10 protein-coding genes are annotated in these 13,115 nt (G+C 65.0%); 5 read left to right on the top strand and 5 right to left on the bottom strand.

Annotated features, from left to right (window positions below; genetic code table 11):
* The first annotated feature begins 5 nt into the window (after positions 1-5).
* The 3 genes from BST47_RS13700 to BST47_RS13710 all read left to right on the top strand — a co-directional run bounded on the left by BST47_RS13700 (position 6) and on the right by BST47_RS13710 (position 3,706).
* Positions 6-1,664, top strand: a complete 1,659-nt coding sequence (locus tag BST47_RS13700) for a medium-chain acyl-CoA ligase Mig (RefSeq protein ID WP_107528953.1) — start codon at positions 6-8, stop codon at positions 1,662-1,664.
* 188 nt (positions 1,665-1,852) lie between these two features.
* Positions 1,853-3,061 carry a cytochrome P450 gene (locus BST47_RS13705; protein ID WP_083126063.1) on the top strand — a complete coding sequence of 403 codons (1,209 nt, stop codon included), beginning with the start codon at positions 1,853-1,855 and terminating at the stop codon, positions 3,059-3,061.
* A 3-nt stretch (positions 3,062-3,064) separates the two neighbouring features.
* Positions 3,065-3,706 (top strand): TetR/AcrR family transcriptional regulator, encoded by a 642-nt coding sequence (locus tag BST47_RS13710; RefSeq protein WP_083126064.1) that lies wholly within the window; start codon positions 3,065-3,067, stop codon positions 3,704-3,706.
* Between the two features lie 57 nt (positions 3,707-3,763).
* Here BST47_RS13710 and BST47_RS13715 read toward each other — a convergent pair whose 3' ends face one another.
* Positions 3,764-5,227: an aldehyde dehydrogenase family protein gene (locus BST47_RS13715; protein ID WP_420094037.1), complete on the bottom strand. Its 1,464-nt coding sequence runs from the start codon at positions 5,225-5,227 to the stop codon at positions 3,764-3,766.
* 191 nt (positions 5,228-5,418) lie between these two features.
* On the opposite strand from BST47_RS13715, the gene BST47_RS13720 reads away from it, so the two are divergent.
* Entirely contained in the window at positions 5,419-6,630 is a 1,212-nt protein-coding gene (locus tag BST47_RS13720; RefSeq protein WP_083126177.1) for a CaiB/BaiF CoA transferase family protein, read from the top strand.
* A gap of 18 nt (positions 6,631-6,648) precedes the next feature.
* Here the strand turns inward: BST47_RS13720 and BST47_RS30905 are convergent, their stop codons facing one another.
* Positions 6,649-7,284 carry a DUF2510 domain-containing protein gene (locus BST47_RS30905; protein ID WP_207568601.1) on the bottom strand — a complete coding sequence of 212 codons (636 nt, stop codon included), beginning with the start codon at positions 7,282-7,284 and terminating at the stop codon, positions 6,649-6,651.
* Positions 7,285-7,450: 166 nt separating this feature from the next.
* Positions 7,451-9,697: a molybdopterin-containing oxidoreductase family protein gene (locus BST47_RS13730; RefSeq protein ID WP_083126066.1), complete on the bottom strand. Its 2,247-nt coding sequence runs from the start codon at positions 9,695-9,697 to the stop codon at positions 7,451-7,453.
* Positions 9,698-9,728: 31 nt separating this feature from the next.
* Between BST47_RS13730 and BST47_RS13735 the strand changes: the two genes are divergently transcribed.
* The gene (locus BST47_RS13735; protein WP_083126067.1) at positions 9,729-10,877 is read left to right on the top strand and encodes a thiolase family protein; all 1,149 of its coding nucleotides are present in this window, start codon (positions 9,729-9,731) and stop codon (positions 10,875-10,877) included.
* A gap of 30 nt (positions 10,878-10,907) precedes the next feature.
* On the opposite strand, the gene BST47_RS13740 is transcribed toward BST47_RS13735, so the two are convergent.
* Both BST47_RS13740 and BST47_RS13745 read right to left on the bottom strand, forming a co-directional pair.
* A complete protein-coding gene (locus BST47_RS13740) occupies positions 10,908-11,918 on the bottom strand; it encodes an NAD-dependent epimerase/dehydratase family protein (protein WP_083126068.1) in 1,011 nt (336 codons plus the stop codon).
* A 1-nt stretch (position 11,919) separates the two neighbouring features.
* Positions 11,920-13,113 (bottom strand): acyl-CoA dehydrogenase family protein, encoded by a 1,194-nt coding sequence (locus BST47_RS13745; RefSeq protein WP_083126069.1) that lies wholly within the window; start codon positions 13,111-13,113, stop codon positions 11,920-11,922.
* Positions 13,114-13,115: the final 2 nt, after the last annotated feature.

Below are 13,115 nucleotides of genomic sequence, written 5' to 3' on the forward strand. Positions count from 1 at the left end.
GCCCGATGTCCGACTCCGCACCGCAGTTCACCGTTCCGGCCGCCGCAGATGCCGTCGCCGCGGTGATCGGTGACCGGGAATTCGTCGTCCAGGGCAACCGCCGGTACACCTACTCCCAGATCCTGGAACGGTCCAACCGGCTGGCCAGGTATTTGCACACCCGCGGATTGGGAGCCAAGACCGAACGGTCCGAGCTGGCGGGGCATGAGGTGGGCCAGGACCTGCTGGGCATCTACGCCTACAACGGTCCCGAGTACGTCGAGGCGATGCTCGGTTCATGGCGGGCCAGGGTCGCGCCGTTCAATGTGAACTATCGCTACGTGAAGAACGAGCTTCAGTACCTGCTCCAAGATTCCGGTGCGACCGCGCTGATCTACCACGCGACGTTCGCGCCACGCGTCGCTGACGTCAAGCGCGCGCTCCCACGCCTGCGCGTCCTCATCCAGATCGCCGACGACTCGGGCAACGACCTGGTCCACGGTGCGGTCGATTACGAGTCGATCGTCAGGTCGGGCTCGTCGGAGCCGCCGCCGGTCGAGCCGTCCCCCGACGATCTCTACGTCCTCTACACCGGCGGCACGACCGGCATGCCCAAGGGCGTGCTGTGGCGTCAGCACGACATCTTCATGACGTCGTTCGGCGGTCGCAACATGGCCACCGGCGAGCTCACCCAGTCCTACGACGAGATCGCCAAACGCGTCCAGGAGAATCCGGGCACAAAGATCTTCACGCTCCCACCGCTGATGCACGGCGCCGCACAGTGGAGCGTGATGACCGCTCTGACCACCGGACAGACCGTCGTGTTCTCCGAGAATCCGAGCCGGTTCGACGCCGATGAGGTCGTGCAGACCGTCGAGAAGGAAAAGGTGCTGGCGGTGCAAGTGGTCGGCGACGCGATGGCGCGCCCGCTGGCCGACGCCATCGGGCGCTCCTCGGGAGACCTGTCGTCGATGGCGGTGGTGGCCAACGGCGGCGCGCTGCTGACCCCCACCGCCAAACAGCGCCTGATCGACGTCAAACCCGGCCTGATCGTGATGGACGGCGTCGGATCCTCGGAGACCGGCATCCAGATGAGTCACATGTCGGCACCCGGCGCAGTGTCGACGGGCAAGTTCAACGCGGGACCGGACACCTTCGTGGCGTCCGAGGAACTCGACTCGATTCTGGAGCCGGGCCACGAGGGCATAGGTTGGCTGGCCCAGCGGGGCTTTGTGCCGCTGGGTTACAAGGGCGATGAAGCCAAGACCGCCAAGACATTTCCCGTCATCGACGGCGTACGGTTCTCGATTCCCGGCGATCGCGCACGCCATCTCGCCGACGGTGGAATCGAACTGCTCGGCCGCGAGTCCCAGACCATCAACTCCGGTGGGGAGAAGATCTTCGTCGAAGAGGTCGAGACGGCGCTGCTATCGCACCCCGCGGTAGCCGACGTCGTGGTCTCAGGCCGCCCGAGCGAGCGGTGGGGCCAGGAGGTCGTCGCGATCGTGGCCCTGCTTGACGGCGCCAGTGCAGACGCCCAGGAACTGATCGACCACGCGTCGAATTCCATTGCGCGCTATAAGCTGCCCAAGGCGGTGGTGTTCCGGCCCGTCATCGAGCGCAGTCCCGCAGGCAAGGCCGACTACCGCTGGGCCCGTGAGCAGGCGATCAGCGGGAGCGCATGAGCCGACGGCGGGTGCGCATGCGCGCCGGAGCCGCGAAATCAGGTTCCGGTACAAATAGCCGGCAAACGTGTCATAAGTCTGGTCCCGCCCATCAGCGGCTGCAGTCCCTGTCCAGCTGATATAGTCTACTGTAAGATTTACAGTACCGTTCGCAGGACCAAGCCGGACCCGGAGATGCTGGAGCATTCGTGGAGAGCTCAGTGCACAACATCACGGTCGACGAGGCGGCTGACCTCGTCCGTGACCCCTATCCCCTGTTCGCGCGGCGGAGGCAAGAGTTCGGTGTCTTCAAGGGCAGCGTCATGGACTGGTCCACGACACCCGAATCGATGCTTCCCGAGAACCTCTACGCCGCGGTCTCTTTCGATGCGGTCAACCGCGTGTTCCGGGACGGCAGGGTCTTCAACTCGCACATCTACGACAGCACCATCGGCCTGTTCATCGGGCCGACGATCCTGGCGATGGAAGGCAAGAAGCACTGGGAGCACCGCAATCTGGTCTCGGCAGCCTTCAAGACGAGATCGCTGTCGCGGTGGGAACCCGAGATCGTCCGCCCGGTCGTCGAGGGGCTGATCGACGAGTTCATCGACGTCGGACACGCCGACCTGGTCAAGCAATTCACCCTCGAGTTCCCCACCCGGGTGATCTCCAAGCTGTTGGGGCTTCCCGAAGAAGACTTGCCCTGGTTCCGCAAGCGCGCCGTCGAGCTGATCAGCTACACCGTCAAGTGGAAGCGGGCCTTCGAAGCGTCGGCAGCGCTGAAAGACTATTTCCTACAACAGATCGAGTTACGCAGGCGCAAGCCAACGCCCGACATCATCGGCGACCTGGTGACCGCCGAGATCGACGGCGAAAAGCTCACCGACGAAGCCATTTATTCCTTCCTGCGTCTGCTGCTGCCCGCCGGGCTCGAGACCACCTACCGGTCGTCGGGCAACCTGCTGTTCCTTCTGCTGACCCATCCCGACCAGTTCCGTGCGGTGCAGGCCGACCGCGATCTCATCGGGCCCGCGATCGAAGAGGGGTTGCGGTACGAGACGCCGCTCACCACGGTGCAGCGCTACGCCACCGAGGAGACCGAACTCGAGGGCGTCACCATTCCACCCGGCGCGGTGATCGACGTGTGCATCGGGTCGGCGAACCGCGACGAGCAACGCTGGGAACGGTCGGAGGAGTTCGACATCCACCGCAAACGCGTGCCGCACATATCGTTTGCGGCCGGCGAGCACACCTGCATGGGGCTGCATCTGGCCCGCATGGAGACCCGCGTCGCCGTCGAATGCCTACTCGATCGGCTGACCGACATTCAACTGGTCACTGACGACAACCCCACCATTCACGGGCAGCCCTTCCGCTCCCCGACCGCCATTCCCGTGACGTTCAACCCTGCTGGTTGAGCTGTGGGCGCCAATGCGAAGGTCGACCCCCGCAAGCGACGGGACCGCGGCTCGATCAGTGCCGACGAGATCCTGCGGGGCGCCTTCGACGTAGCCGCACAGGTGTCGATCGACAACCTCAGCATGCCGGTACTGGCCAAGCATCTGGACGTCGGAGTCACCAGCATCTACTGGTATTTCCGGCGCAAGGACGATCTACTCGACGCGATGACAGATTGCGCGCTGGAGCGGTTCGAGTTCACCGTGCCGACCATCGACGCCTCCAATTGGCGTGCGTCGCTTCGTGACCACGCACATACGATGCGCAAGCACTTCCGCGACAATCCGATCCTGTGCGACCTGGTCCTCATTCGCAGTCAGTTCGGCGGCAGCGCCGTACGTGGAGCATTGCAGAAGATCGAGCAGCCCGTCGGGGCGCTGATCGAGGCGGGACTCGATGCGAGCCAGGCCATCGCCGTTTATGGCGCGATCTCCGTGCACACCCGCGGGTCGGCGGTGCTGGAGCGTATCCAGGACAAGACCGAAGGATTCCCCGATCCTCGCTCGAAAGGCAAGCGCTACATCGGCTTCGCCGACGACATCGACTACGACTACATCCTGGAGAGCATTCTCGACCACGCGCAAACACTCATCGACGCCTCCTGATCAACGATTTCGGTGCGCGTACGATCGCCCAGCGAATGTTTGCGCACCCAAATCGCGTTACTTCTGCCGAGGTATCCGGCATCCGATCGTCTTGGTCTCGAGGTACTGCTGAAATCCCTCGATTCCGCACTGCCGCCCCACGCCGCTGTTCTTGTAGCCGCCGAACGGAGCGTCTGCGCCGTAGAACATCCCGCCGTTGACGCCGAACGAGCCGGTGCGGATACGGCGAGCGATGTTCATGCCGCGTTCCGTCGAACGCGAAATGACCGCGCCGGCAAGGCCATACGCGCTGTCGTTCGCAATGCGGACGGCGTGGTCGTCGTCATCGAACGGCATCATGATCAGTACCGGGCCGAAAACCTCTTCCTGTGCGATCGCGGCGTTGTTGTCGACACCGACGATCACCGTGGGTTGTACATAGTGCCCGGCCGCAAGGTGTTCGGGCAGCCCCTCGACCACACCTCCCCCGGCGGTGATCTCGGCGCCGTCCGCTCGCGCCCGCTCGACAGCCGTGAGCACGCGGTCCTTCTGCGCGGCGCTGATCACCGGCCCGACAAGGGTTTCCGGCCGCACCGGATCGCCGACCGGCACCCCCTGGAACGCGGCGGTGACGGTGGCGACAGTCTCGTCGTACAGGGACCGATGCACCAGCATGCGGGTGGTCGCCGCGCACGCCTGCCCGGCATGCACGCACACGCCGATCGCGGCGCCCAGGATCGCAGCGGGGTTGGCGTCGTCGAGCACGATCGCGACAGACTTGCCGCCGAGCTCCAGGAACATCCGCTTCATCGTGTCGGCGCCCTGCCGCATCAACAGCTTGCCGACGGCCGTTGATCCGGTGAACGAGATCATGTCCACGCGCGGATCGGTGCCCAGCACGCCCGCAACGTCGTTCGATCGGGTGGTGACGACGTTCAGCACGCCCGGCGGAATGTCGGTGTGCTCGGCGACGAGCCTGCCCAGCCGCGTGGCGTTCCACGGGGTGTTCGGATCGGGCTTCAGCAGCACCGTGTTGCCCGTCGCCAGCGCGGGTCCCAGCTTGTTGAGGATGACCTCGATCGGGAAGTTCGACGGGGTGATCGCCGCAACCACGCCGACCGGTTCCTTGACCACGGTGCGCACGTTGCGGTCGCCGAACAGGCCGCCGCCGTCGAGCGTGCGCTCCCATTCGAAGTCGTCGATCAGGCCGGCCGGATAACGCAGCGCTTCGGCGAGCGGCCAATCCAATTGTGCGGACAGCGTTGTCATCGCGGGACAGCCGACCTCGGCGATCAGTTCCTCGCGCAGGTCTTCCTTCTCGGCCTCGATCGCCGACTGCAATTGCGCCAGGCACCGCTTGCGTAGCTCACGGTGGGTCGACCAGTCGGACTCGTCGAAGGCGCGCCGCGCGGCCGCGATCGCTCGGCTCATGTCAACGGCGTCGGCGGCGGCCGTGGTGCCCAACAGCAGGCCGGTCGCGGGGCTGACATTGTCGAAGGTCGCACCCGAGGTCGATTCCACCAGCTCACCGTCGACGAGCATGCGGGATTCGGCACGCGCTGCCGCCCGCCTGCCGACGTCGACGCTCGTTTCGGTCAGGTCTACAGAATCCTCGGTGGCGCTCACCCTGCAACCTCGTACAATCAGATCAATGCTGGACGCTCAACTGTAACGATTACAGTAGGCGAATACAACGACGTGTGGGCAGGGAGAGGGTCGATTTGATCAAGGTGATGGAGGGCGTTCGCGTTCTCGAGGTTGCACAATTCACGTTCGTCCCCGCCGCCGGGGCGATCCTCGCCGACTGGGGCGCGGACGTGATCAAAGTCGAGCACCCGGTGCGCGGTGACACCCAGCGCGGCTTCATCAACATGGGCGGCTTCCAGCTCGACCCCAACCGCCACCCGCTGATCGAGCATCCCAACCGCGGCAAGCGCAGCGTCGGTATCGACGTCTCCACCCCCGGTGGTCAGGAAGTCCTGTACGAGATCGCCAAGACCGCGGACGTCTTCCTCACCAATTACATGCCAGCCCAACGGCAGAAGAACAAGTTCGACATCGAGCACATCCGCGCCGTCAATCCGAACATCATCTACGCGCGCGGCAGCGCTTATGGCGACAAGGGGGCCGAGCGTGACACGGGCGGTTTCGACGGCACCGCATTCTGGACGCGCAGCGGTGTGGGCCACGCGCTGACGCCCGAGGAGATCGGCGGGGCACTGCCACAGGGCATTCCGGCGTTCGGTGATTCGATCGGCGGGATGAACATCGCGGGCGGGATCTCCGCGGCGCTGTTCCACCGGGAGCGCACAGGCGAAGCCGTGGAACTCGACGTGTCCCTACTGAGCACCGCGTGGTGGGCCGCCGGCGCCAGCGTCACCCAGGGTATGGAGACCGGCGAGACGATGCGTTCGCTGATGCCGGGAACGACCGCGTCGGTCAACCCCTTCATGGCGAACTACCTGACGTCGGACGGCGGCACGATAAACCTGTGCATCGTCAGCCCAACCGGATACATCCGGGACGCGTTCGAGCACCTCGGACTGCCCGAATTGGCGGACGATCCACGCTTCTGCGACGTCATGCCACTGATCCAAAACGCCGAAGCGGGTGTACAACTCATCGCCGAGGCGATCCGCAGCAAGCCCTTCGAATACTGGCGTCAGCACCTCAAGACCATGAAGGGCCAGTGGGCGCCGTTCCAGAGCCTCATCGACCTCGCCTCCGACGAGCAGGCGATCGACAACGACATGATCGTCGAGGTGGAGGCCAGCGACGGCGGCGCCCCGTTCAAGGTCGTGCGCGGCCCTGTGCAGTTCAACCACGAGCCGCTGGAGACGACGCGCGCCCCGCAGGCCTCGGAGCACACCGAGATCGTACTGATGGAACTGGGGCTGGACTGGGATCGCATCGAGGCGCTCAAGGACTCCGGCGCCATCGCCTGAGTCGGTGGAGGGTTCGGGCTATTGGCTGACGGGGTCCTGGCCGCTGACCCCGTTCGTAGAGACATGGGGGGTCCAGCGGGCTCCGTCCCAGTACCGTAGCTGGTGACGCCGATACGGATCGGGGTACCAGTTCGGGGCGGGTGCGCCTTGGGACGCTTGCGATGAGGCCGCCGGTTGCAGCCAAGGTGCCGGTTGGTGACGACCCGACTTCAATTCCGTCAGCCACTCTGCGGTCGATCCACCGCACGTGATGGTGGTGCCCTCCAGCTTCGGCCACCCAAGCGAGATTCGTTTCTTTTCGATGTTCATCATCGGGTACTCGACGGCCTGCAAATCCTGAACGGTTCCGTCCTCATGCCGGCTGAACCAGACCCGGCGGTTGGTTGCGACAAGCAGGCGCACCTTGGCCTTGGTACCGCTGAATCCCACAGTGGAGTAACCGGATGCGTGCTTCACGTCGACGAGCGCCTCATCGGTGGCGACATGGTGCGCGATGGCGCCCATCAACTCACGGCTGGCTTCGTACACCGCGGGAGCGGCCGCTTCTCGCGCCATTCGGTCGTCTACGTCACGGTCCGACTTGTTGGGCGGCTTCAGGTGCGCATCAGTCACCCGACGCGCCACCAGTTCGACTTGTTCAGACGTGATCGCCACTTCGAGCCCTCCGATCGGCTTGGCTTCAACTTACGACGCCATCGACCGCTGTATGGCGGTTTCATGACTACGCCGGGTCCGCGCCAGCGACGCCGTCAATCCGATCATCTTGGGCTGACTTCCCCAGCTGCGCGTGGGCCCAGCGCTCAGGGCGCCTTTACTCGACTTATTGCGTCGTGGACGCAGAGTCAATTCGATCGACGCGCACGGGAACACCTGTGAGCCAGGCCATCCCGGATACGGACTCGACATCGCCGGGCTCACTGGAGGTCAACCGGTTGACGTTCGCGCCGCCCGCGCGGTTGGCCAGCTGCCATCCGCCGGTGCCCTTGTGACCCCAGCCGTGCGGTATCGCGACCACGCCGACGACAAGGTCCTTCGTGGAGGTGACCGGCACGGTGATCTCGCCGTAGGGCGAGCTGATCCGCACGACATCGCCGTCGGCGATCTGCAACTCGGCAGCGTCGTCGACGTGCATCAGCGCGTGATGGCGGCGTTCGCCGCGCATCAACAACGGCGAGTTGTGCATCCACGAGTTCTCCGAGCGCGGCTCTCGCATGCCGATCATCCGCAGCGGGTAGCCCTCGGGATGTCCGCGGTCCGACAGCTTGTCGACCTCGTCGGAGATATCGGAATGGACCAATCGCACGCGACGGGACAGATAGCCGACTACATCGCGCAGAACTCCGGTCCGGATGTGCGGTTCCAATACGACGCCGTGCGGGTGTTGCTCGGTCAAGCGGCGCAACGACAAACCACCGCGGCGAAGGCCGAACCGGTCGCCACCCTGCGACATCCGGACCAGGGCATCCATCACGATGCGCGGTGTCAGAGTGGTCCCGAAGACGCTCAATGCTTTTCGTGCGGCGCCGAACACCGCGAATGCCGGAATCTGCCGTCCTAGTCGTGTTGCGAGGTCGGCGACGATATCCCACTCGGGGCGCGATTCACCCGCCGGCGCTACCACGGCCTCGGTGGCCTGACGGAACGGCGTCGCCTGAAAACCTTGGAAAGTGTATGGGAAGTCGTCGCGCTCGTACATGGTGGTGACGGGCAGGATGTAGTCGCATCGCGCGGTGGTCTCGGTGACATAGAAGTCGAGCGCCACCGACAGGTCCAGGGTTTCGAACGCGGCCTCGAGTTCGTCCCCGTTCGGCACCGACAGCACGGGATTGCCCGCCGATACGAACATCGCTTTGATCTGCCGGTCGCCGGGTGTCGTGATCTCCTTGGCCATCATTGCTGCCGGCTCGGAGCCGATCGCGCTGCGAATCCCACTGACACGCGAGAGTTTCCGCCGCCGCGACCGCCGCATCACGGCACCCATCAAGGTGTTCTGCCACCGCCATCCAACGGTCTGCATCGTGCTGAAGACCGAACCGCCTGGCGCGTCCAGGTTTCCGGCGACCAGGTTGACCGCGTCAATCAGGTAGGTGGTGAGCGTGCCGTACCGGCCGACACAGGTGCCGAGCCGTCCGTAGACCGCGGCGCGCGGTGTGCTGACCAGGTCTCGGGCGAGCGCCTTGACGCTATCGGGATCGATACCGGTCTGGGCGGCCGTAGTTTCCGGGGTGAACGGTGCGCTGAGCGAGCGCAGCCAGTCCACACCGTCGGCCACCCGATTCACCCTGTCGACATCGACCAGGCGTTCGGAGAACATCACCTGTAACAGCGAGAGGAGCAGGTACGAATCCGAGTCGGGGACGATGCCCATCCATTCGAATGCGACGGCAGTCTCGGTCCGCCGTGGATCAATCACGAGGACGCGACCACCCCGCTTGACGATGTCCTGCATGCGGTCTTTGATCCGGGGCGCGGTAAGAAAACTGCCATGGGAGACAACTGGATTGGCACCCATCAACACCAGCAGATCGGTACGCGTCAGGTCGGGGATCGGCACCGACGTCGGCACGCCATAGAGCAGCTGGCTCGCGATCAGCCTGCTGTTGGTGTCCTGCGACGACGCGGTGAAGTAGTGGCCGTGGCGACCCAGACCCTTCATGAACAGCAGCGCCGCGAACGTGTGGGCGTAGCTGAACGCGCCCGGGTTACCCATGTACCAACCGACGCCACCGGAACCGTGCGTGCGCAGCACGCCCGACAACCGTGCCGCGATGTCGGACATCGCCTGGTCCCACGTGACCGGTTCGAATCCGTTCGGCCCGCGGCGCAGCGGAGTCGTCACACGGTCCGGGTCGTTCTGCACCTCCGTGAACGCGATGCCCTTCTGGCACGCGAACCCGGCGGAGAGCGGATGTTCCTTGTCGGGGCGCAAGGCGACGAGGCGGCCGTCCTCGACGGTCGCGATCATGCCGCACAGCGGCTCACAAATCCGGCAGAACGTGGGCTTGTGTTCGATCACCGGTACCACGCCGACTACGCTACTGTAATAGTTACAGTTGCGATAGGCCATCGGCCCGACTAGGCATGAAAGGCTTCGAGCTATGACCAACGACGTCGCGATCATCGGTGTCGGGCTGCACCCGTTCGGCCGCTTCGAAGGCAAGTCAGCCATGGAGATGGGGGTGGACGCGATCTTCGCCGCGGTCGCCGACGCGGGTGTCGAGTGGAAGGACATCCAAGCCGCCACAGGTGGCAGCTGGACTGTCGCCAATCCCGACGCCATCGTCGGCATGGTCGGATTGTCCGGGATCCCGTTCACCAACGTCTTCAACGCGTGCGCCACGGCCGCAAGCGCCGCCAAGGCCTGCGCCGACGGAATCCGATTGGGCGACTATGACATCGGCATCGCGGTCGGACTGGACAAACATCCTCGCGGCGCGTTCACCGAAGATCCGGCGCTGGTGGGCATGCCGAGGTGGTACGCCGAGAACGGCCAGTACCTCACCACGCAGTACTTCGGGATGAAGGCCAACAAGTATCTGCACGACCACGGCATCTCGCAGGAGACGCTCGCCCGGGTCGCCAACAAGAACTTCCGCAATGGTGCGCTGAACCCGAACGCGTTCCGCCGCAAGCCCATCGCTGTGGAGGACATCCTCAATTCGACGATGCTGAACTACCCGCTGACCCAGTACATGTTCTGCGCACCCGACGAAGGAGCAGCGGCCGTGGTCATGTGTCGCGCCGACATTGCGCACAAATACAGCACGAAGCCGGTGTACCTGAAGGCGGTCGAGGTGAGGACCCGGCGATACGGCGCCTATGAGGTCAACACCACGTTCGCGCCGGTCGCCGAAGATGTGGCCCCCACGGTGTACGCGGCCAGGTCCGCATTTGAAAAGGCCGGGGTCGCACCAGAGGACGTCGATGTGATCCAGCTGCAGGACACCGACGCAGGCGCTGAGATCATCCACATGGCCGAGTGCGGATTCTGCGCCGACGGCGATCAGGAGAAGCTGCTGGCCGACGGCGCCACCGAGATCGGTGGCTCGTTGCCGGTCAACACCGACGGCGGACTGATCGCCAACGGCGAACCCATCGGGGCATCGGGCCTGCGTCAGATCCACGAGTTGGTGCGCCAACTGCGGGGCGAGGCTGGAGATCGGCAGGTGCCCGGCGAGCCGAAGGTCGGCTTCGCCCAACTGTACGGGGCGCCCGGCACCGCCGCGGCGACGATCCTCACGAGGTGACCATCGCTGGCTCGCGGCATGCCGGCCCACTCAGCCCCGGCGGGCTACATCCTTGGCATGGTCGACGTGAAACCGTGCCGCCTTGCGAATCGACTCGGCGGCAGGGCGCGGCTTCCAGCCGAGTTCCCGCGTCGCCTTACCGTGGTCCGCAGGCGATGTGGTGTGTAGGAGTCGCACGCCCGTCACATCGATGACGGGATCACGTCGCAGCAATCGGGCCACCGCTCCGCTGATGAAGCCCGCGGCGTACATCACCGCGAGCGGGATACCGAAACGCGGTGGGCGCGCACCGACCCCATCCGCCGCCGTCGTCAGCAGCTCCCGCATCGGCATGTAGGTCTCGGAAATGATGTAGCGCTCGCCGACCCGGCCATGTTCGGCGGCGAGCAGGAACGCGTCTGCGACGTCCTCGATACCCACCACCTCGGTGGACACTCCGTTGACCCACACCGGAAGCTGGCCATGCGCAGCCAGTTTCACCATCAGCCCTTGATTCGGCTGGTAGTCCAGCGGTCCGTACGGGTTGGACACATTCAACGCGACGGCGGGCAGTGCCCGTTCGCGCGCATAGCGCAGGACCAATTCCTCCGCCTTGCGGCGCGACTCGATATAGGGCCCGCCGACCCCCGGCCAGTTGAACGCATCGTCTTCCGTCGCCGGCCGGCCTTCTCCGAGGGCGATGGTGCCGATCGTGCTGCAGAACACGAACCGATACAGATCGGCGTCGGCGGCGATATCGAGCACCCGCTGCAGGCAGTTGACGTTGGTTTCGAAGAGCGGTGCCGGGTCGCGCAAGTGGAATCGCGTGTCCACCACGCAGTAGTACACGACGTCGCGGTTGGCCATCGCAGCCCGCAACGCCTCCTCGTCGTACAGGTCGCCGTAGCACCGTTCGATGTCGAGGTCGTCGATTCCGAGGGTTTTGCTGGACTTGCGGAGGTACGCCCGCACATCGTCGCCGCGCTCGACGAGCCTTCGAGTGACGTGGGAGCCGACGAACCCGCTCGCCCCCATCACGAGAGCCCTACGCGGCGGGGTCATACTACGACGCCTTCTTGGTGACCGGAGCGTACGCCGGTTTACCGAGACCAAGCGCATACTGCGCGATCATGTTTCGGAATACCTCGAGGGTGCCACCGTAGATGCCGACCAGCGGCGCGAACCGGTAGACGTACTCGGCGGCACCGTCGTCGGCCGCCCCGTCGGTGCCGATCGGCAGCGACGCCGCCGTGCCCAGGAGGTCCATCAGATCCGGTGAGATGTCGCGCATCGTCTGGGCGAGCGCGACACGTCCGAAGATGCTCGGCGCGCTCAGGGCGGCCTCCATCCGGGCGACGCTTCGGCCCAACCGGTAGGAGACCGCGCCGTCGTCGATCGGGCGACGGCCGTCGGGTCCCGTCTCGACGACCTTGGCGGCCGCCCTGTCGACGGCGGTCGCCATGAATCCGGCCTGGTGCATCATGATCGACACGTCCTGCAGACCGTCCCGCGCGGCTTCCACCGCACCGTGCTCGACGTTGAGCGGTTCGCGGACTACGGTCCAACCGTCATTCACCTCGCCAAGCCGATACTTGTCGTCCACCCGGACGTCGCTGTAGTAGACGATGTTCGTGCGGTCGCCGTCGACGGTCCGCACACCCTGGATCTCGATACCCGGTGAGTCCAGCGGAACGAGAAACATGGTCAGGCTCTTGTGTTTCGGTGCCGTCGGGTCGGTGTTGGTGATCAGGAAGACGTACTGGCAGTTGTGTGCGCCGGTGGTGAACATCTTCGATCCGTTGATCACCCACCCGTCGCCGTCACGCACCGCGCGGGTCTTGCAGGTTGCGACGTCGGACCCGCCCTCGGGTTCGGTGTATCCAAGGCAGAGTCGAGCGTGGCCGCTGTAGACCTGCGGCATCACCTCGGCTTTGAGTTCGGGCGAGCCGAACTTCTCCACTGAGCGCGCGATCATGGCGGTGGTGCCCGAGGTGACCCAAGGCACGTGGGCGCGGCGCTTTTCCAGTGCCCAGATTCGGGCCCGGAGGCGATCGAAACCGCCCTCCGATTCCGGCTTCCATTCCTTCTCTAGGTAGCCCGCTTCACCGAGCGCCAAATGCACGCCCTCGTCGAAATTGTCGCCGGTCTCGCGATCGCGGCGGATCACCTCGTCCGTGACGTGGGTGCGCAGAAAGGCGCGCGCCTCGTCCAGGAAGGCCTGATCGTCGTCGGAGAGTTCGACCCGTGAGAAATCCATTG

This window comes from Mycolicibacterium tusciae (assembly GCF_002086795.1).
GTDB lineage: Bacteria > Actinomycetota > Actinomycetes > Mycobacteriales > Mycobacteriaceae > Mycobacterium > Mycobacterium tusciae.

What these genes read in the sequence shown, in the direction of transcription:
- BST47_RS13720 (WP_083126177.1), top strand. Translation starts at nt 5,419, where the DNA reads ATGGAGGGCGTTCGCGTTCTCGAGGTTGCACAATTCACGTTCGTCCCC.
- BST47_RS13715 (WP_420094037.1), bottom strand. Translation starts at nt 5,227, where the DNA reads ATGCTCGTCGACGGTGAGCTGGTGGAATCGACCTCGGGTGCGACCTTC.
- BST47_RS13735 (WP_083126067.1), top strand. Translation starts at nt 9,729, where the DNA reads ATGACCAACGACGTCGCGATCATCGGTGTCGGGCTGCACCCGTTCGGC.
- BST47_RS13700 (WP_107528953.1), top strand. Translation starts at nt 6, where the DNA reads ATGTCCGACTCCGCACCGCAGTTCACCGTTCCGGCCGCCGCAGATGCC.
- BST47_RS13730 (WP_083126066.1), bottom strand. Translation starts at nt 9,697, where the DNA reads ATGGCCTATCGCAACTGTAACTATTACAGTAGCGTAGTCGGCGTGGTA.
- BST47_RS13745 (WP_083126069.1), bottom strand. Translation starts at nt 13,113, where the DNA reads ATGGATTTCTCACGGGTCGAACTCTCCGACGACGATCAGGCCTTCCTG.
- BST47_RS13740 (WP_083126068.1), bottom strand. Translation starts at nt 11,918, where the DNA reads ATGACCCCGCCGCGTAGGGCTCTCGTGATGGGGGCGAGCGGGTTCGTC.